The 21426-nt window shown below is 40.9% G+C and carries 16 protein-coding genes and 1 pseudogene; 16 read left to right on the forward strand and 1 reads right to left on the reverse strand.

Annotated features, from left to right (window positions below):
- Positions 1-2 precede the first annotated feature (2 nt).
- From cyoE to AACZ87_RS17865, 12 genes are all read left to right on the forward strand, one after another.
- Positions 3-905, forward strand: a complete 903-nt coding sequence (gene cyoE, locus AACZ87_RS17810) for a heme o synthase (RefSeq protein ID WP_339869138.1) — start codon at positions 3-5, stop codon at positions 903-905.
- A 2-nt stretch (positions 906-907) separates the two neighbouring features.
- On the forward strand, positions 908-1489 hold the full coding sequence (locus AACZ87_RS17815) for a cytochrome c oxidase subunit 3 (RefSeq protein ID WP_339869140.1): 582 nt from the start codon (positions 908-910) through the stop codon (positions 1487-1489).
- A 27-nt stretch (positions 1490-1516) separates the two neighbouring features.
- Positions 1517-2293: a cytochrome c oxidase subunit 3 gene (locus tag AACZ87_RS17820; RefSeq protein ID WP_339869142.1), complete on the forward strand. Its 777-nt coding sequence runs from the start codon at positions 1517-1519 to the stop codon at positions 2291-2293.
- Positions 2294-2311: 18 nt separating this feature from the next.
- The gene (locus tag AACZ87_RS17825) at positions 2312-2644 is read left to right on the forward strand and encodes a cytochrome C oxidase subunit IV family protein (protein WP_339869144.1); all 333 of its coding nucleotides are present in this window, start codon (positions 2312-2314) and stop codon (positions 2642-2644) included.
- A 76-nt stretch (positions 2645-2720) separates the two neighbouring features.
- Positions 2721-3395 (forward strand): SCO family protein, encoded by a 675-nt coding sequence (locus AACZ87_RS17830; RefSeq protein WP_339869146.1) that lies wholly within the window; start codon positions 2721-2723, stop codon positions 3393-3395.
- Positions 3376-3930, forward strand: a complete 555-nt coding sequence (locus AACZ87_RS17835; RefSeq protein ID WP_339869148.1) for a DUF420 domain-containing protein — start codon at positions 3376-3378, stop codon at positions 3928-3930. Before AACZ87_RS17830 ends, AACZ87_RS17835 begins: the two co-directional genes overlap by 20 nt.
- Before the next feature lie 34 nt (positions 3931-3964).
- The gene (locus AACZ87_RS17840) at positions 3965-4216 is read left to right on the forward strand and encodes a hypothetical protein (RefSeq protein WP_339869150.1); all 252 of its coding nucleotides are present in this window, start codon (positions 3965-3967) and stop codon (positions 4214-4216) included.
- A gap of 56 nt (positions 4217-4272) precedes the next feature.
- On the forward strand, positions 4273-7977 hold the full coding sequence (locus AACZ87_RS17845; RefSeq protein ID WP_339869152.1) for a HAMP domain-containing sensor histidine kinase: 3705 nt from the start codon (positions 4273-4275) through the stop codon (positions 7975-7977).
- 47 nt (positions 7978-8024) lie between these two features.
- Positions 8025-11489 carry a hypothetical protein gene (locus AACZ87_RS17850; protein ID WP_339869153.1) on the forward strand — a complete coding sequence of 1155 codons (3465 nt, stop codon included), beginning with the start codon at positions 8025-8027 and terminating at the stop codon, positions 11487-11489.
- A 63-nt stretch (positions 11490-11552) separates the two neighbouring features.
- Entirely contained in the window at positions 11553-12257 is a 705-nt protein-coding gene (locus AACZ87_RS17855) for an SDR family oxidoreductase (RefSeq protein WP_339869155.1), read from the forward strand.
- A gap of 6 nt (positions 12258-12263) precedes the next feature.
- Positions 12264-14246, forward strand: coding sequence for a (E)-4-hydroxy-3-methylbut-2-enyl-diphosphate synthase (ispG, locus tag AACZ87_RS17860; protein ID WP_339869157.1), 1983 nt, complete (start codon positions 12264-12266; stop codon positions 14244-14246).
- 106 nt (positions 14247-14352) lie between these two features.
- The gene (locus AACZ87_RS17865) at positions 14353-14547 is read left to right on the forward strand and encodes a DUF6728 family protein (protein WP_339869158.1); all 195 of its coding nucleotides are present in this window, start codon (positions 14353-14355) and stop codon (positions 14545-14547) included.
- 564 nt (positions 14548-15111) lie between these two features.
- Here AACZ87_RS17865 and AACZ87_RS17870 read toward each other — a convergent pair.
- The gene (locus AACZ87_RS17870) at positions 15112-18093 is read right to left on the reverse strand and encodes a DUF2723 domain-containing protein (RefSeq protein ID WP_339869160.1); all 2982 of its coding nucleotides are present in this window, start codon (positions 18091-18093) and stop codon (positions 15112-15114) included.
- Positions 18094-18237: 144 nt separating this feature from the next.
- Here AACZ87_RS17870 and trxA point away from each other — a divergent pair.
- The 4 genes and pseudogenes from trxA to AACZ87_RS17890 all read left to right on the forward strand — a co-directional run.
- Positions 18238-18573: pseudogene (gene trxA / locus AACZ87_RS17875) on the forward strand (thioredoxin); the annotation flags it as partial.
- A 94-nt stretch (positions 18574-18667) separates the two neighbouring features.
- Positions 18668-20089: an MBL fold metallo-hydrolase gene (locus AACZ87_RS17880; RefSeq protein WP_339869162.1), complete on the forward strand. Its 1422-nt coding sequence runs from the start codon at positions 18668-18670 to the stop codon at positions 20087-20089.
- Positions 20090-20277: 188 nt separating this feature from the next.
- The gene (locus AACZ87_RS17885; RefSeq protein WP_339869165.1) at positions 20278-20913 is read left to right on the forward strand and encodes a YeeE/YedE thiosulfate transporter family protein; all 636 of its coding nucleotides are present in this window, start codon (positions 20278-20280) and stop codon (positions 20911-20913) included.
- 10 nt (positions 20914-20923) lie between these two features.
- Positions 20924-21409: a DUF6691 family protein gene (locus AACZ87_RS17890; RefSeq protein ID WP_339869167.1), complete on the forward strand. Its 486-nt coding sequence runs from the start codon at positions 20924-20926 to the stop codon at positions 21407-21409.
- The last annotated feature ends 17 nt before the right edge of the window (positions 21410-21426 follow it).

Genomic DNA, 21426 nt, shown 5'->3' on the forward strand with positions numbered 1-21426 from the left:
TCATGAGGACAGTTGCAGTGACTGACCATATTAGTAGTTTAGTGATAAGCAAGTTTAAAGCTTACGCTGAGTTGATTAAATTGAGGCTTTCAGCTTTGGTTACCTTCTCTGCTGTATTTGGTTATATACTTGGCGATCGTGGTGTTAGTTTCGGATGGTCTGGCTTTCTAGGCTTGGCCCTTGGAGGTTTCTTAATCAGTGGCGCATCTTGTGCTGCCAACGAGATTTTAGAGCGTGATCTGGATAAGCTAATGAAGCGTACTCAAAATCGTCCCCTTCCATTAAAACTTATTTCCTTACAAGAAGCTCTTTGGGTTACCTCGCTGGTAGCAGTATTAGGTGTAGGCTTGCTTTGGTACTTTACTAATCCTTTGACCACTTGGTTGGGAGTTTTGAGTATGGTGCTGTATGTATTTGTCTATACTCCGCTAAAAAGAGTTGGGCCCATTGCAGTGTTTGTTGGTGCCATTCCAGGTGCTTTGCCCCCTCTTTTGGGATGGACTGCTGCCACTGGTTCTATTACTCATGAGGCGCTAATTATCTTTGGTATTCAGTTTATCTGGCAGTTCCCGCACTTTTGGGCGATTGCATGGGTAGGTGATGAGGATTACAAAGCAGCTGGATTTAAACTGTTACCTAGCGGTGGCGGTAAGGATCTGAATACTGCAATTCAAATAATGATCTATACTTTATTCCTTTTGCCACTAGGATTACTTCCAAGCTATTTTGGACTTACAGGTATGACTTCAGGCATTGTGGCTACTGTATGTGGAGTATTGTTCCTCGCTCAAACTTTCTCTTTGATGAAAGATTGCTCTCGCAAATCAGCTTTGCGAATAATGTTTGGTTCCTTTTTGTATTTGCCTATTGTGCAGATCGCTTACCTATTAGATAAACTGCCTTAAGCATGGAAAAGGAACTTAAATACGTGGATATGGTAGATCAGCCTATCGCAATGCATCCAAAGAAGTTTGCATTATGGCTGTTCTTAGTGACTATCGTAATGATCTTCGCTGCACTTACCAGCGCTTATATCGTAAGACAATCAGAGGGTAATTGGCTTGAGTATGATCTGCCGACTATTTTCTGGTACACTTCAGGAATAGTAATAATCAGTAGTGCTTGCCTTCAATATGCTTATTCTGCTGCTAAAAAAGACAATCTTGTTGGACTTAGAGCAGGTCTTAGCTTGGCGGTTCTTTTTGGTATAGCGTTCCTTGTTGGTCAGTGGTATAGCTGGGTGGCATTAGTTGACGAAAATGTGTTTTTTGTCGGTAATCCTTCAGGCTCATTTCTCTACGTATTCACAGGATTACATGCTGTTCACTTAATCAGCGGTGTGATATTTCTGATTATTGTATTAATTTCGACTTATAGATATAAAGTGCATTCCAAGTCTATGGACACACTTGAAATGGCGACTACGTTCTGGCATTTTCTTGCTGCATTGTGGCTATATCTATTTATGTTTTTGCTTTTGAATCATTAAAATTAACCTAGTACAAATCAATATCTTATGTCTGCGCATTCTACTGCTATAGGAGTAAGCCCGAAAAGAGGCGTTTGGGGAGGTGGTAACGAACCTCTCAAAGCCAGTTATGGAAAACTCATGATGTGGTTTTTCCTTCTTTCGGATATCTTTACTTTCGCCGCTTTTTTGATTACCTACCTTGCGATTCGTGTCAGCTATCCTGCCTATGCCGGACCTGCTACTGAATTTGTAGGTTCTAATGAGTATTGGCCAATTCCTGAATTGGTATTTGATGCTATTCCATTTGTACATGGAGTTCATGCACCACTTGTATTCGTAGGTTTGATGACCTTCATCTTGATCGCTAGTTCTGTGACAATGGTATTGGCTGTAGAAGCTGGTCACCGTAACGATAGAAATGATGTAGTAAAATGGATGCTATGGACGCTAGTAGGAGGTATTACTTTCCTAAGCTGTCAGGCATGGGAGTGGAGTCACTTCATTCACGGATCTGAAAGCGGTGCTGTCTTAAATTATATCAATGGAATTAGCCAAAATGTAACAGAAACTGTATTTGGTGCAAACCTGCTGGTAAATGAATATGGGCCTGCTTCCTTTGCAAACCTATTCTTCTTCATCACAGGATTCCACGGTTTCCACGTAACGATAGGTGTTATCCTTCTATTTATGGTTTTCTACCAAGCAGCTGTAGGCGTTTATGATAGAAGAGGTCATTATGAGATGGTTGAAAAAATCGGTTTGTACTGGCACTTTGTAGATCTTGTTTGGGTCTTTGTATTTACTTTATTCTACCTGATCTAACCTGTAAAAATTAGAATTATGGATATTCAAGAAAATAAATCAACGCTTACTGTTGTTCCTAGAAATAAGGAAAAGATAAAAAAGATCGGTAAGACTGCCCTAATTCTTGCGCTTATTACTGGCGCAGAATTTATAATGGCTTTTACTATGCCTAGAGGAATAATACTTTATGTATTGTTCATGGCATTGACAATATGGAAAGCCAAGTACATTATGATGGAATTCATGCACCTTGGTGACGAGGTTAAGCCATTGATCTACTCTATTCTGATTCCGATCGCATTTCTGTTCTGGCTGATAATAGTTCTGATCAAAGAAGGCTCAGATATATTCAACATGCGTTGGTTCTAATCAGAGTTTCAAAATAAATTCAAAAAAGAAGGTTGAAGTGAGGAACTTTAACCTTCTTTTTTGTTAAACCACTAGTATGAGAAGTTTGAGAATATTGCAAGGGATGGTGCTAGTATGCATACTCTTGGTGCCTGTTTTAATTTTCCTGTTTCTTAAGGGTTTTGGAAGTAATAGCTATGATATTCCTGTTTTTTTTGAAAAAGGAGTTGATAATCCATTTCAGGAATGTCCGATTGCTGATACTACCCAGCATTATATTCCTGAGTTTACCTTTACAAATCAAGATGGGGAACAAGTAGGAAGAGCTGATATGGAAGGTAAAGTGACAATTGTTGACTTTTTCTTTACATCCTGTCCAAGTATCTGTCCTAAAATGTCTGCAGAGATGGAGCGTGTCAATGACATGTTTAGAGACTATGACAACGTTCGAATCATGTCTATTAGCATTGACCCCACTTATGACAGTCCGGAGGTCTTAAAGAAATATGCAGATGAACATCATGCTGAAGCCGGAAAGTGGGACTTCCTAACGGGTGGAGTTCAGGAAACCTATGATTTGGCAAAATGTGGTTTTATCATTCCTAGTGTAGATGGGTTAGGTGTGCCTGATGATTTTGTTCATAGTGACAAATTTGTACTGGTTGATGAACAGGGAAGAATAAGAGGGTATTACAGTGGAACCTCTCGGGAAGATGTGGATTTATTAATGTTGGAGACTAAAGTTTTATTACATGCAAGCGAAGGAAAATAGTTTGTTGGAGAATGAAGGGAAAGTTAAAGGATGGATTATCGCCATTTCGGTAATTATTCCTGTGGCAGTTGCCGTGCTCATATTCATGCCTACTAAAATTGATTTGGGTTCTGAATGGGTTTATTTCCTGCCGCACCTTAATGCTGTGATGAATACCGCCGCTACAGTAGCCTTGATAGCAGGATTGGTTTTTATTAAAAATGGGAATATCCCTTATCACCGCGCCTCCATGACCACAGCATTTGTATTAGGAGCTATATTCCTAGTTTCTTATGTGATTTATCACGCAGCCGCTGAGAGCACTTCCTTTGGGGGCGAAGGATCAATTCGGAGTATTTACTATTTTCTTTTAATTACCCATATTATTCTCGCTGCAGTGGCACTTTTCCCTATCCTCTTTGCTTATTATTACGGATACACAGACCAGCGTGTGAAGCACAGAAAAGTTGTTAAATTTGCCTATCCAATCTGGCTGTATGTGACGGTGACTGGAGTGATAGTCTACTTGATGATCAGTCCTTATTACGTTCATTAATAAACCTGCGTATTAAATAAGCGTAGGACTTACTATGAAGAAAGCACTTAAAATAGCACTCTTTACATTGGTAACTTTTCTGTTTCAGACAGCTAGTTTTGCGCAGTGCGCCATGTGTCGCGCTTCAGTGGAAAACAACGTGAGTAATGGCGATACAAGTGTGGCTGCTGGGTTGAACCTTGGAATCATGTACCTTTTTGTAATGCCTTATCTCATCGCTGTGGTAATAGGCTACTTTTGGTACCGAAATGCTAAAAAAAGAAAGGCAAAAATAGCCTTACACTAAATGAATAGAAGAGCAAAGTTTGATCAAGGACTTTGCTTTTTTTATTTTACATCTAAATGAAGCATGATTCCCGTCGCCTGATCATCTTGGTCAGTATTTTCTCTCTTCTTGCTGTACTTATCCTGAATTTCTTTTTCTTCCAGAAAAACGATCAGGATACCTATTTGCAAGCTTTGCAAGATCGAATTCAGGCTGTTGATGAAGAATTTGATGAGGATTTTATCCAGATTCTAATGGATGTGCGGCCAGACGATACCTTAAGCTTTGGTCAAATTAGTACGCCAGTTCACAAGCATCCTTTTTTTATTCTAAGTCCAGAAAAAGACCTGTTGTATTGGTCTGATTTTACCTTGACACTGGATTTTTCGCAGGTTGATCTTACTCGAGAGTACCAACTCCTAGAAGACCCGTATGGGACGCTATTACTGAAAATACGAAATGTCAAAAGGAACGGAGCTGATTATGTTATGCTTCATGTATTACGTTTGCTGTGGCCTGGAAACATTGAAAACAATTACCTGATCACAGGAGCTAACCCTGAGATATTTGGAAATGGACGATTTGAGCTGTTTACTAATCCTGAGGAAGCATCTACCGTGGTTGAGAATCCTGCCGGAATCCCTCTTTTTGGAGTCAATTTTCTCTTCGGCTACAGTCCTGCAGGAAGGGTAGTAAATCCCGCCATTTTAATATTCTTTACTTCAGTTTTTCTACTCTATTTTCTTTTGAGTTCCGATTTTGTCCTGAATAAGTGGAAATCAGGACGAAGATGGGAGGCTATTGGTTATGCTATTTTTGTGCTTGGAGCATTTAGAATTATGATGCTCTTACTGGATTTTCCAGGCAATTATCTCAATTTGACGTTGTTTGATTCTGCGAATTATGCTTCATCTTGGTTCAATCCAAGTCTTGGTGATTTCCTGATCAATACCCTTTGTGCGGTCATAGTTTTGGCAATGGTGGTTTACCAGCTGGCTTCCAAAACCATGCATGAAAAGATCAAAGTGTTGAAATCTCCTACCGAAATCTGGGTATTCTTTTTTTTCGCACTTTTCGTCAGTTCTGTCGGCATGTATATGGTTTGGTCTCTTCCTAGGGACTTGATGACGAATTCGCAGTGGGCGCTAGATGTGAGTTCTATCCCTTCTTTCGATTGGTTCAAAGGAATCAGCTTTTTTATGCTTTTCCTTTGGGGTGCCGTTTACGTGCTGGTTTCACTGACTTTGTTTAGTCTACTTTTGGAGATCAATGGTCGCAAAAAATTCTATTACAAATGGATTGCCTTGATTGGTTTTCCTATCGCAGGGCTACTGTTTGTATTTTCTATTTGGGGTGGTGTGGTTTGGTTGATTCATTTGCTGTTTTTAGTCACCATCATACGGCTTGAGCTTTTTAAAAATGCCTTTAAGCTTGGGTTAGATACGTTTCTCACCTTTTTCTTCGCCTGTCTTGTGACGGCCATTATCGGAGGGATAAGTACTTTCCAGACGGAGAAAAGTGAGTTGATCCAATCCAAAACTCGTTTTGCAAATCAAAATCTCATCGAGAATGATGTGATGACTGAGTTTTTCTTGGGTGAAATATTCACTCGGATTAAAAGTGATTTATTTATCCAAAACAGAATAGCAGACCCGCTTTTCTCCAAGGAGCCTATAGAAACCAAAATCAGGAGAATTTACTTAGATAACTACTTCGATCAGTTTGAGGTCCAAGTCCGGATTTTCTCATCCTCAGGACAGCAGATTCTTGGTACTTCAGATTCTGAAAATCTCAAGGATATTCAGCTGGAATTTATCAAAAGTGATTATGTGACCAGTGTAAAAGACTTGTATTTTATTCGAGGAAATGAGTCAAATACTGGTAACCGTTTTATTGCTTTTGTGCCAGTGAATAAGGATGAGGCCTTCCTAGGGACGGTTTTTCTAGAACTCCGGCAGTTACGAGTTCAACCAACAAGTGTCTATCCGAAGCTTTTGTTGGACAAAAAGTACAATGACAAGCTTGATCCAGTGCTGTATGATTATGCTATTTTCAAAGACAATGAATTTATACGCAACTCTGGATCGTATAATTACCTGAGCAAGGGTTTTGAGCGAGTGTTGACGCGCAATGCTTTATTGACGGAAGGAGTTCATCAGTCTGGCTATCATCATTATGGAATAAAAAATGGGAATGAATTGATCATTGTGTCTTCCAGAAATATCTCCTTAGCTCATTTCTTCGGAAATATTTCTCTGTTTTTCGTCTTGTTTGTGATCATGACTTTCTTGACTATCCTGATCAATACACTGGTCACAGGAGTCAAGAATTTCGAGTTCAATTATTCCACCAAGCTTCAGCTTTACCTGAATTTCGCCTTTTTCTTTCCAATCATCATCATCAGTATAATCACTGTTGGGCTGTTAGCAAACAGCTACCGCGAAGATTTGGATCGACAGTATATTCAAAAGGCAGCTTTGATTCGTGGGAACCTCGGAAGCTTTTTGAATAATCAGAAACCTGAAAATGTAGATAGCGATGAACTCAATGAGGAGGTAAACGAACTGGCGAATACAACTGCAAGTGATATTCACGTATACAGTGTGCGAGGCAAACTTGAATCAACCAATCGTCCCAATATCTTCGATAAGAAGATTCTGGCACCGTTGATCAATCCAAAAGCTATTGCGGAGATCGAAGAGATGGGGCAAAGTCAATACCTCGCGGACGAGCAAATCGGTAAACTCAGATACAAAGCGGTGTACCTTTCTATTCCAGCTACTACTGGTCAGGCGAATTTGGGGATTTTGGCTGTGCCTTTCTTTGAATCTGAAGAGGAGCTGAACACACTGATAGCAGATGTGTTGAGCAATATCTTCAATGCCTTTGTGGTGATTTTCATCCTCTTTTTGGTTGTTTCGTATTTTGTGTCGACCAACCTTACTTTTCCATTCAAATTGCTGACACAAAAGCTAAAAGCTACCAATTTGGAAGATAACGAACCTATGTATTGGGGTTCAAAAGATGAGATTGGCTTGCTGGTCAATGAGTATAATAACATGCTTTTCAAGCTGGAGAATTCGAAAAAAGTGCTCGCTTCCACTGAGAAGGAATCTGCTTGGCGTGAGATGGCCAAACAAGTTGCTCACGAGATCAAAAATCCGCTGACTCCGATGAAGCTTACATTGCAGCATCTGATTAGACTACAAGATGCTGGAAGATTGGACGATGCAGAAAAGCTAAAAAGATCGCTGGAAACCCTGATTCATCAGGTAGACGCATTAAGTGGGATTGCTTCTTCTTTTTCCACGTTTGCCAAAATGCCACTACCGAATAATGAACGGATGAACTTCAAATCTGTCCTGAACAAAGTTTTAGAACTTTTTAGTGGAGATCAACAAGTCGAATTGCTTTTTCAGGATGATTCTTTCACCAATGATATTCCGATTATGGGTGATGATAAGCTTTTTGGGCGTGTGATTTCCAATCTGATCATCAACGGGGTTCAGGCTGTAGAGCCAGGAGTGAAGCCAGTGATAAAAGTTTGGCTTTGGATGACGGACCAAGCCGTTTTCTTGGAAATCACAGACAATGGAAAAGGCATCACCGATGAGCTGAAGGATAAGATTTTCATACCTAATTTCTCGACTAAGTCCACAGGGTCAGGATTAGGATTGGCTATCGCAAAAAGTGGCGTAGAAACAGCGGGAGGCAAGATTTGGTTTGAAACCGAGTTGGGGAAAGGCACAACCTTCTATCTCACATTTCCATTGATAGGTTAATTCATCTTTTTAGTACCTTCAAAATCAAAAGGCATTTCGAAGTAAGCATGCGTGTATGGCTACTTTTCTGGGTTTTAGTACTTGGCTGCTTTACTTCGGTAAAAGCTCAGGAGAAATGCCGATGGGTAGATTCAGATGTCTTTGTTAATCCTTCAGTTCCAGATTCACTTTCACTATTGGAAGAAACGATCAGAATTACTGATAAGAATGGGGAGGAATACAGTTTTAAGTACGAATTAAGCACCAATAAACTTCAGATACTTTTTGCAAACCAAACAAAGCCTGATTCACTTTTGCTTTGCTACCAAACGTTCTCACTACGGTTGGATCAGCCGATTGCCCGCAGGACTTTATTTGCGGATTACGATTCAACTGCCCAATTCAAAGATAATCGCATGGCGGAACTTCCTACTTTCGACTTTCGAGAGGAGCTTTTTCCTACAACGAATCTTTACAAATCCGGAAGTCTTACTCGGGGGATCTCCTTCGGAAACACACAAAATGTATTTGTGAACTCTGCACTTAATCTTCAGCTAGAAGGCGATATTTCCGAAAATCTAAAAATCCGTGCAAGCATTACTGATCAGAATGTGCCTTTTCAGCCAGAGGGAAATACACAGCAAATCCAGGACTTTGACAATGTGTTAATTGAGCTGTATAACCAGGATTTTAGCTTGGCTGCGGGAGATGTAGTTTTGCAGCAAAGGCAATCTGAGTTTCTACGCTATTACAAAAATGTGCAGGGACTTCAGTTTACGTCCAAGTATAAAGTGAGTGATCAATGGACTGCAAGTTCTCAGGCTTTTGCTTCCATTGCCAAAGGGAAATTCGCTTCCATCCAATTACCGATTTTGGAAGGCGTACTTGGTCCGTATCGAGTCAGTGGGCCAAACAATGAACGATTTGTGATCATCATGGCAAATTCCGAACGTGTATTTTTGGATGGGAAACAGCTCAAACGTGGATTTAACGAGGATTATGTGATTGATTACAATCAGGCGGAAATCACTTTTACCCCGAAAGTTCTGATTACCCAATATTCCCGAGTTCGGGTAGATTTTGAATATTCTGAACGGAATTATTCCCGATCTATCATCGGTGCAAATCATAGCCAGACGAATGGTACGGTCGACTTTTACATGAATTATTATCAAGAAAAGGACAATCGAAATAGACCATTGTTCACGGATTTTTCCCAGCAGGAATTGAGATTACTTTCCTCCGTCGGAGACAATCCAGAATTGGCAACTATTCCAAGAATCGATAGCGTAGCCTTTGACCAAAATCGAATTTTATATGCGAAAATCACTGAGATCGATCAATTCGGAGATTCATTAGTTTTCTATCATTATTCTACGGATCCAGCCATCGCTCATTATGAACTGGGGTTTTCGCAGGTCGGAGCTGGCCAAGGGGATTACCGCCGATCCAATCAATTGTCCAACGGAACAGTCTATGAATATGTGCCGCGCTTGAATGGACTTCCGCAGGGAGATTATTCAATTTTGTCCCAATTGCCACTTCCTGATAGTAAGCGAATGGTCACAGCTGGAACTAGAATTAAGCTGAATGAACATGAGAAAGTTTATACTGAAGTAGCGCTTTCGTCTGTGGATGAGAATTTGTTTTCGGAGTTTGGAGATGATAATAATCATGGGCTAGGTATGAAAGTAGGCTTGCAATCAGAGGGTAGGGAATCGTCACTTTTCAAAGGCTACATCATGAAAGGGCAGACAGAATACGAGTACAATTCCACCAATTTCAATTTTATTGATCGATTCAGATATATCGAGTTTGATCGAGATTGGGGGCTCAGCCAGCAAGCTTTGGAAAACGCTGCTTCAGAGCAATTTTTCCGAGCTGGATTCGGTTTTGAAAAAGATGCGCTTAATCGCTTTGATTACCTTTTTTACCTGAGAAACAGACAAAATGTACTGAACGGCACACAGCATGTCGCCAATTGGAACCTTCAATTGGGATCCAAAATCCGACTTAGACAAGAATTTTTCCGCTTGAATTCCAAACAGGATTCACTAACTTCTGAGTGGACGCGCTATTTGGGCGATGTGAGTTACAATTCCAAATTCATTGTTCCAGGTTATCAGTTTTCTCTTGACCAGAATGCCTTGAGAAATGCAGAAACTGATTCGGTAGTGAGTACGGCGATGAATTTCCAACAGCATTTGGTTTATCTCCGGAGCAATGATACACTGAGTTATTCCTTTCTTGTCGACGCTGCTTGGCGGGAAGATAAGGCGCCGTTCGCCGGTGAATTGCAGAAAGACACGAGAGCGTTTACGTCCAATTTTACTTTTAAAAAGCAATGGACACAGCATAGTTTGGGAAGCACATTTACCTATCGCGAGATCGAGTATGTGCAGCGCGATTTGCAATCTGAACTTACAGTGATGGGAAAGCTTGACTATCAGGGAAGTTTGGGTAAAAATCTCATTCGAAATGAAATTTCCTATGCAATTGGAAATGGACGCGAATTGCAACGGGAATTTGTCTTTTTGCCAGCTCCTAATGGCGATGGGACGCACACTTGGCGAGATGATAATGGTGATGGGGTCCAGCAATTAAATGAGTTTTATCTGGCTATCAACCCAGAAGAGAAGCAGTATATCAAGATATTTGTGCCAACGGATACTTACATTCAAGCGTACACGAGTATTTTGAATTATAGAATTCAAGCCAGATTTCCAGAAAACTGGAAGACTGAAGGTGGTCTGAGATCATTTCTGCATCGTTTTTCCAACACGACCAGTTTGAGCGTGGAGAAGAAAGTGACTTCAGATGACTTCGTGGATCGGATCAATCCTTTTGTTGGTGGAGTGGATAGAGAGGATGTTTTATCACTGAGGCAGGTGATTCGCTCCAGCTTTTTTTTCAATCGAGCTTCAGCCAAATATGGGTTTGATTTGACCTATTTTGATTCCCAATTCAAGCAATTGCTTTCCGGAGGTTTTGAGGATTTGATTCAAAAAGACTGGAAATTAAATGCCAGATATAACTTTACAGGGCAGACGACTTTAAGGATTTTGGCGGGGACGGGTAATCGTCAATCTAACTCAGATTACTTAGATAATCGGAATTATACAATTTCCCAAAATCAAATCGGTCCAGAGTTTTCTTGGCAACCCACACCATATTTTAGAACTACAGCGACTTATACTTATACAGGAAAAGTCAACACCGCCAATCTAGAGTTTGATGAAAAAGCTCGACTCAATCAAATAGGGCTGGATTTTCGTCTTTCCAGAGCGGTAAAAACCACCATAACCTCAACACTTAACCTGATTCAGATCGATTACAATGGCATTGCAAATTCAGCTGTGGGCTATGAAATGCTCCAAGCGTTGACTCCAGGTACGAATGTCACATGGAATGTGAATTGGTTACAGAAAATAGGAGAAGGATTACAATTAAACTTGGTGTATGAAGGTCGAAATTCCCAGGGTTTGGATCGGATTGTCCATGTTGGGAGAATGCAAGTTTCCGCTCTATTTTGATAAAAACATGTAACTTTGCCGGAGGAGAATAGTTGTCACACTAACTATTAAACTGCGAATCAAATGAGCAAAAGTATCCTCGTCACTGGAGGCACCAAAGGAATAGGAAGAGCGATCATTGAGCGCTTTGCAGCGGAAGGCTTTGATGTCTTCACCTGTGCGCGAAATGAAACTGATTTGGCTAAACTGAAGACTTCTTTGGAAAGCAAATATCCTTTGATCAACGTTCTGGCGATTCAGGCTGATCTTTCCAAAAAGGAAGAGGTGACCAAGTTCGTGGAAGCGATCAAAGCAGTTTCGATTCCTAATGTTTTGGTAAATAACACTGGAGTGTTTTTACCTGGAGCTATTCACAATGAACCAGAGGGGAATTTTGAGCTGATGATGCAAACCAACTTGTATTCCGCTTATTACCTGACCCGGGGTTTTGTCAACGAAATGATTGAGAAAAAATCAGGACATATTTTCACCATGGGATCAGTCGCTGGATTGACAGCCTATCCAAATGGAGGAACATATGCCGTTTCCAAATGGGCCATGCTTGGGATGACCAAGTGTCTGCGTGAAGAATTAAAACCACATCAGATCAAAGTAACATCCATTCTTGCCGGCGCAACCTATACATCGAGCTGGGAAGGAGTTGATTTACCGATAGAAAGATTTATGAAATCCGAGGATGTGGCCGAAAGTGTGTGGGCAGCCTATAACCTTTCACCTCAGTCTGTTGTTGAAGAACTAGTAATCCGACCTCAATTAGGAGATATATAACCCAATATGGAGCAAATTATCAAATCAGTAGATCCGCTTTATTGCGATAGCTTGACGAGTTATTCGAGGAGAAAAACGATTCCGGTGAAGATCGGTGATGTAATCATCGGCGGAGATAATCCTATCGTGGTGCAATCCATGACGACGGTCGATACAATGGATACAGAAGGCTCTATCGAGCAAAGTATCCGCATGATTGAAGCTGGTTGCGAGTTGGTGAGAATCACCGCTCCAAGTATCAAAGAAGCGGAAAACTTACAGCATATTAAAGATGGGCTTCGCAAAAGAGGATACAATACTCCGTTGGTTGCTGATATTCACTTTACTCCAAATGCCGCTGAAGTAGCTGCAAGGATAGTGGAGAAAGTGCGGGTGAATCCGGGGAACTATGCGGACAAAAAGAAATTTGAAGTAATCGAATATACAGATTCAACATATCAGGAAGAGCTTGATCGTATTCGTGAGCGCTTTTTGCCTTTGGTGAAAATATGCAAGGAACATGGAACAGCGATGAGAATTGGAACCAATCACGGTTCTCTTTCTGATCGGATCATGAGTAGGTATGGAGATACTCCGCTAGGAATGGTGGAGTCAGCATTGGAATTTTTGAGAATCTGTGAAGATGAGAATTACTTTGATATCGTGATTTCGATGAAATCTTCCAATACTCAGGTGATGGTGCAGGCATACCGCTTGTTGGTGGAGAAATTAGATCAAGGCGGTTTCAAACCTTATCCTTTGCACCTTGGAGTGACAGAAGCTGGGGAAGCGGAAGATGGTAGAATCAAATCGGCTGTTGGGATCGGAACTTTGCTGGAAGATGGCTTGGGAGATACCGTTCGTGTATCCTTGACCGAAAATCCTGAGTTTGAAGCGCCAGTTGCTAAGGCATTGATTGACCGCTATGCTCATCGTTCGGGACATGCTGAGATAAAGGCTATTGAAAATTATCCAGTCAATCCGTATGAGCATTTCAAACGTCACTCTGCGGAGATTTACAACTTTGGAGGTCATAATGTGCCTCGAGTAATCACGGATATTTCTAAGATCGAAAATATCACAGAAAAGGAAATGAAGTCGGTTGGTCATTTCTATTTGCCAGAATTGGACAAGTGGAAGATGAATGATCAAGGATGTGATTTTGTTTATTCCGGTGCGAATCCGATTCCTTTTATGCTACCAAATGGAATGAAAGAAATTCAGGATGCGACGATTTGGACTATCGGTTCTGACCAGCAAAATAAATTTCCGCTTTTCGATTTAGTGAGTTTTTCAGTTGCTGAGAAATTTCATAAAGAATTGAATTTCCTTGAAGTTTTTGATACGGAAATTGCTGAAGCGATCGTGCTAGCTGAGCAAAGAAAAAATACTGTGTTGATTCTTAAAACAGAAAATAAACACGCGATGCCTGCCTTGAGAAGAGGTTTTGTGAGTCTACTTCAAGCAAAGTCTGAGATCCCGGTGATCGTGAAAGTCAGTTATCCAGATCAGTCTGAGGATGAAACTATGCTTTATTCTGCAACTGATGTTGGAGGTTTGTTGATAGATGGTTTGGGCGATGGAATCTTCATTTCCTTAGAAAAGGAGAAAGAACATTCGCGCGAGGAAGTGTTAGCACAGATCAAACTTCATAATTCTGTGGGATTTGGAGTTTTGCAAGCAGCGAGAACCCGAATGTCCAAAACCGAATACATTTCCTGCCCATCGTGTGGTAGAACGCTCTTTGACCTGCAAGAAACTACCGCGATGATCCGCAAGAGAACTGATCACCTCAAAGGTGTTAAGATCGGAATAATGGGTTGTATCGTGAATGGCCCAGGAGAAATGGCTGATGCTGATTATGGGTATGTAGGATCAGGCAAAGGGAAAATTACACTTTACAAAGGCAAGGAAGTGATGAAACGTTCTGTTCCTTCTGAAAAGGCTGTGGATAAATTGATAGAAATCATCAAAGAAGACGGCATGTGGAACGAACCTGAGATTATCTAATTTTAATAGAACCCTTCGAGGTTTTAAAAACCTCGAAGCGTTGCACCTCAAAGGATATAGTTAGCCATTTACCAGTTCAATCTGTTAACCATTAAAAATTCAAACCATGTCCGATAACAATAAAGTAAAAGGATTTTTTAAGATAGGTGATTTTGGAAACTATTTTGTACGGGTTTTCCAAAAGCCAGATCCCAGCCAGAAGTCCAATTATAACCTGCGAATGATGCACGGAATCAATAAGATTTCGATCGTTGTATTTCTTCTGGCTATCATTTTTTGGATTGTGAAACGGTTTATATAGGAGTCTAAACGCATGGTACCCGAAGTCCCGATAGCTATCAAGACTCGCAGATAGCGCAACTTTTAGTAGTTAAGTCTCGTCATTTGGACCAAAAAAACAGAGTATTCAGAATGCCGATATTTCTAGCTAATAATAATTCTAATGCACTTTTTTCTCACCACTTGAAAAGTAAGTTTGATCATATTGCTTTATTAATAGATCAAAATAAGGTGGAAAATGTTTTACCGATAAAGCAATACTTTTATAGGCCCACATAGATACATCGCTCTCATAGTTTTAAAAAAAGGACTCTTTATGCCTTAAGTGGTAGAATATTTTTGAACCACAAAAGGGAAAAAGGACATAAGGTTCAACATGAGAATTAGCCGTCCACGAAGATTTTCCCTAGGTTAATCTATGTTACTATGTGGTGAAAACATCTAAATGAATATTGCGGTGCAAACATCTTTTAGGGGCTTTTTTTTCAATTTCACCTAACCTTCGTGCTTTATGTGGCTAGAAAAAACTCACAAAAAAAGGGATTCGAATCAACTTCGAATCCCTTTTTTAAAAAACTATCTGCTTTTACCTTCTATCCAAAGCACTTCCACCACTTTGCTGAGGCCCTAGGAATTGCTCCATTCTAAGCTTGAGCTCCTGAGCTTTTTCCTGATAGCCTCTTTCTTCCAGAAGAGGAATAAAATATTTGATCATTTCCACAGAGATCATCATCTCACGATCATATTCCCTTTTCTCGCTGGTGTAGAATTCAATCATGTCCAAAGACTTTTTGGAGACCTTATCGATGATGTCCAGTGCTTTTTCATCCTCCCCTACTTCAAAGAAAAGTGGCACAGATTGTCCGCTGGAGAGATCATAAGGAATTGCTTCATTTGGCATGGTTTCCAATCCGTAGTTTAGAAGAGTTGCTGCTTTTTCCATATCACCTTCGTCTAACAAAGCAATCACAATGCTGTTCAGCGCACTTCTGTGATTGGAAGCAAATCTTCTATATTCTTCATCCAAATAAGCGTCGGGATTATCCATTCCTCGGAAAGAAAACTTCGTCATGTAGTTCTCATAAGCCAAATCAGCATTGACCAGCTCTTCACGAATGTATTCAGGCTTTCTCACTGGAAGCAAGCGATAAGTCAAACCCTCCATCACCACGTGATCTTGGACGTTGATTCCAATGGTGGCAAGAGATGTATTGTTGAAGTAAATCGGTCTATCCCAATTGTTGGAAGCGATTAGGTCTATCAGCATCAAAGTGCCTTTGGTTACATAGTTTCCAGTTACCTGAAGATTCATTTGAGGGGAGAACAAAGGAGCGAATTCTTCAGGAATGATGTTCTTATTCGCCACGGCAGAACTGTCCACTTCCAAAATCAAGTTTCGAGAAGGAACCATGTTGGCAACAGATTTACCGCCAGTTTCCATCTTCAGAAGATCAGAACCTGAGTTAAGCAATTTCAGATATTCTTTCACGGAGATAGCATTCATTCCCTCTCTCTCCATCACGTAAAGTACATCATTTGTGCCTTTCTGATATCGATTAGCATCTAAACTAAATGGCAGTGCCTCGGATTCATTGACTGGTCGAGTCATTTGCTCCACATACCAATCCGTATCGAAGTAACTCAAGACAATTACTCGGACATCCGTACGGAAACCCTCCACTTCTTGTACATACCAAAGTGGGAAAGTGTCGTTATCTCCACCAGTAAATAAGATCGCGTTTGGGGCACAAGAGGCCAGGAAGTTTCTAGCAGAATCCACCGAGAAATATCTTCCTTTTCTGTTGTGATCATTCCAGTTCTGAGCGCCCATCAAGCCGGCTACCGGCAAAGTAAGTAGCGTCGCAATTATTCCGGCAGTTGCCATATTCTTCGTGGCCCGACCGATCATGTGTGCGATGGCCATTACTCCGAGCCCAACCCAGATGGCAAAAGCATAGAAACTACCCACATAGATGTAGTCCCGCTCTCTTGGTTCAACAGGAGGGGAATTCAGATAAAGAACCAGTACCACGCCCATCATTAGGAACAGCATTAGATTCACATAGAAAGACTTTGGATCTGCTTTAGCTTGGAAGAATAACCCTATAATTCCCAGCAACAGCGGAAGCATGAGGTAGTTATTGTGTCCTTTGTTTTCCGTGATGTAATCAGGATAATCTTTGAATGCATCCGTAATTCCTACCCAAGGTGCATCGCTGAAATCTGACTCTTTTCCGGAGAAATTCCACATAAAATACCTCCAGTACATTTTTCCTAACTGATGCGAGAACATGAAATAGATATTGTCACCAAAAGTTGGGTCTTGCCCTTCTCTCAGGCCAAGTTTCTGTCGGTAAAGCCTTTTATGATTTTCCTGTGTTGAATAGATTCTAGGAAGAATTGTAGTCTTTGTAGGATCGTAGGTGTTGACCAAAGAATAATCTACGATCTCGTACTTATCTTTTCCCTTCATATAAACTGGTGCGCCTTCTTCTTGAGCCACCAATTGCGCAGTGAAATACTGCCCATGAAGCAAAGGTCTGTAACCGTATTGCTCACGCTTTAGGTATGAGACGTAGCTGACAATATCCTTTGGTGCATTTTCATTGATAATCGGATCTTGATTTGCTCGCACCACGATCAAGGCATAACTCGCGTAGCCGATCAAGATGAAGATGAAGGATAAAAGAGCTGTATTAAGAATAGCATTTCCCTTTTTACGAGAGTACTTATATGCAAAGAATACTGCTGCGAAAAACAGCAGCATGAACACTATAATTCCTGACCCAAACGGTAAGCCAATACTATTCACAAAGAATATCTCCATCGATCCAGCTATGCTTGGTAGTCCAGGAATGATCAGGTTGTTAATAATGATCAGCGCAACTCCGCCTAGGAACATGGCAAGAAAACCACCTTTCAGCGTAGGATTCTCGTATTTTTTGAAATAGTAAATGAGTGCCAAAGCTGGCAGAGTCACCAAGTTCAGCAAGTGAACACCAATAGAAAGTCCGACCAAATAGGCGATGAAAATCATCCATTTGTTTTCTTCGCGTGGGTCTTTGATCACATCCCACTTCAAGAATGCCCAAATCACGATCGCTGTAAAGAAGGAAGACATCGCGTAAACTTCTGACTCTACAGCCGAATACCAGAAACTATCTGAGAAGGTGTAAACCAATGCGCCGACGATCCCGGCACCCATCAAGGTGATTGTTTCGCCTTTGCTTTCTTGCCCTTCTATAACTTTGAAAAGCTTCTTTCCAAATAGAGTGATCGACCAAAAAAGGAATAAAATAGAGAAGCCTGAGAATAGTGCACTTCCGATATTCATCCAATAAGCCACCTGCAATGGATCTCCGAAAGCGAAGAAACTGAACATGCGATATACCAAAAGGAAGAATGGAGCTCCTGGAGGGTGAGGTACTTGTAACTTGTAGGCTACGGCTATGAATTCTCCTGGATCCCAGAAGCTAGCAGTTTGTTCGACAGTAAGAACGTAAACCAAAGTAGCTACCGCAAAAACGACCCAACCGGTCAGATTATTGATTTGCTTGTAATTGAGCATTTAATAAGTGGAATTTGACTGGCGAAAATAAAAAAAATAAATGCCAAATAGGGCGATTTTAGGTATTTTAAAACTTGAGGCATCTTGATCTCTACGGCTATGTGATATTAATTACGGTGTTGAACTGATTTTGCTCCTACTTTTGTTGTGACAAAAAAAGCAGAAATCATGAGCGCAAAACCTAAAACATTCCAAGAATTGATAGATGGTGACCAAGCCGTATTGGTGGATTTCTTTGCTACATGGTGCGGTCCATGTAAAATGATGCAGCCGATTTTGGAAGATACAGCCAAGCAGCTCGGTGATAAGGTGAAGATTTTGAAAGTCGATGTCGACAAAAACCAATTGGCTGCCAGCAAATTCCAGGTTCGTGGTGTGCCGACTCTGATACTTTTCCAAAAAGGAAAAATCCTATGGAGAGAATCAGGGGTTGTACCAGTACACCAATTGGTCAATACACTTAATTCGAATATTGTATAGAATGAATGAGTCTTGTGTGACAAAAGTCATTCAGCGCTAAAACTCAAATCCCTACTTTTGGGGAGAGATTAAAAGCAAATAAGATAACATAGATATGAAAATCGAACAGATATATACAGGATGTTTAGCCCAAGGAGCTTATTACATTGAGTCAGATGGAGAAGCAGTGGTAATTGATCCGCTAAGGGAAGTGCAGCCTTACATTGAGAAAGCTGAGCGAAGAAACGCTAAGATCAAGTACGTGTTTGAGACCCACTTTCATGCTGACTTCGTATCGGGCCATATTGACCTCGCTGAGAAAACTGGTGCTGAAATAGTTTATGGCCCGACTGATATGAAGCTGGGTTTTGCGGCGCATATCGCTAAGGATGGTGAAGAATTTCAGGTCGGAAAAGCGAAAATCAAATTGATTCATACACCTGGCCATACTATGGAAAGTTCTTGTTATTTGCTTTTCAATGAAGAAGGAAATCCTGAGGCTATTTTCACAGGTGATACCTTATTTATTGGTGATGTAGGAAGGCCAGATTTGGCTCAGAAAGTAGTCAAAGATCTAACGCAAGAAATGCTTGCAGGGTATCTATACGATTCCCTTCGAAATAAAATAATGCCACTTCCAGATGACCTAATCGTCTATCCAGCGCATGGAGCAGGATCTGCATGCGGCAAAAACATGAGTAAGGAGACTTCGGATTCTTTGGGTAACCAAAAGAAAACGAACTATGCATTGCAAGAGATGAGTAAGAAAGAATTCACTAAGCAGTTGATCACAGGTTTGACTCCACCACCGGCTTATTTTCCCCAAAACGTCATGATGAATATCGAAGGATATGACAGCATTGATGATGTGTTGGAAAGAGGAGTGAAACCGCTAAGTCCAAAAGAATTTGAAGCTGCAGCAAATGAAACGGGTGCGTTGATTTTGGATACAAGAGCTCCGCAGGTTTTTGCCAAAGGCTTTGTGCCAAACTCAATCAATATAGGAATCGACGGAAGCTTTGCTGTGTGGGTAGGAGCGATGATCCCAGATTTGAAGCAGCAAATTTTGGTGGTAGCAGAAGAGGGAAGAGAGGAAGAAGTAGTTACCAGATTAGCGCGAGTGGGCTATGACTATGCTATTGGCTACTTGAAAGGTGGATTTGAAGCTTGGGAGAAATCAGGTGAAGAGATAGATCAGATCAAGTCCATTGGTGCAGATGAGCTTTCCGACATTCAAAAATCAAATCCTGATATTTCCATTTTGGATGTGAGGAAAGAAAGTGAATTCCAGTCTGAGCATGTGCAAGATGCAGAAAACGCACCACTTGATTATATCAATGAAAGCATGGCGAAGATAGACAAGGATAAAACCTACTACGTGCATTGTGCGGGTGGCTATAGATCTATGGTTTTCAATTCTATCTTGAGAGCGAGAGGCTATGATAATCTTATCGATGTCAAAGGTGGATTCAAAGACCTTAAGGAATCTGGAGATTTTAAGATTACAGAATTTGTTTGTCCAACTACGTTGCTTTGAGTAGCACGTAATTAGTACCAAGACTTAAGACATTAGATTCAAGACATTAGGATATAGAATAATAGTAGAACCGTGGTCTGTGTCATCACAGACCACTTGCTTTGTCATTTTAAATGTAAAGGCATCTCTATAGCATTTAGGCTACTTCGGTCACCGGTCATCTGACCTGATAAGCAAAGAGGAAGAGATTGCAGAGATCAAAAAGAGTAAATACTCAAGTAAATCACCCGAATACAAAACTTATGAATCAATTTATTGACTGGATTTCCCAGCCCTGGCCGTGGTATGTCGCTGGGCCGCTGATAGGGCTCACTGTTCCGGCACTTCTTATTCTAGGGAATAAAAGTTTTGGGATATCATCATCCCTTCGACATGTCTGCGCGATATGTATTCCTGCCAAAATCCCTTTCTTTCAATACAACTGGAGAAAAGAGACTTGGAATCTAATATTTGTTCTAGGCGTTTTAGTCGGCGGTTTTGTAGCGACTACTTTTATGTCCAATCCAGATGAAATCGTCATTGCAAGCAAAACGCAAGCTGACTTGGCTGCCTTGGGGATCACTGATTTCTCTGGCTTGATGCCTTCTGATATTTTCTCATGGGAAAATCTATTCACGGCAAAAGGATTGGTATTCTTTGTTTTGGGAGGATTTCTGGTTGGTTTTGGTACTAGATACGCAGGGGGATGTACATCAGGTCATGCGATTATGGGGATCAGTTCTTTGCAGTGGCCTTCATTAGTTGCCACTATTTTTTTTATGGTCGGTGGCTTTCTGATGACTCAGGTGTTTTTGGCTCCTTTAATGAAATTGGTAGGATTTTAATCAACAGAAAATGAAAGTAGAAGATAGAAATATACAGGACGCGGTTTGTGATGTTCCTAATTCCCAGGAGACTGGTGAGAGAGGTTTTGCCTTAGTGAAGTATTTGATTCTGGGGATTTTATTCGGGATTGTGTTTGTGAAAGCTGAGATTATTTCTTGGTTTAGAATACAGGAAATGTTCCGTTTGGACTCTTTCCATATGTATGGAGTGATCGGTTCGGCGATAGTTGTTGGGATTATTTCCATTCAATTGATCAAGCGGTTGAAAATCAAATCCATTGCTGGAGAGGAAATCAAGATTCCAACTAAAGAATTTCGCAAGGGGCAGATTTACGGAGGATTTATCTTTGGACTTGGCTGGGCGATTACAGGAGCTTGTCCAGGACCCTTGTTTGCTCAGATCGGATCTGGTTTTACTGTGGTGATTATTACGCTACTTTCTGCCATCGCAGGAACTTGGGTTTACGGTAAGTTTTCGGATAAGCTCCCAAATTGAGCCTGCAGGAAAATCAT

This window comes from uncultured Algoriphagus sp. (assembly GCF_963974365.1).
Taxonomy (GTDB): Bacteria; Bacteroidota; Bacteroidia; order Cytophagales; family Cyclobacteriaceae; genus Algoriphagus.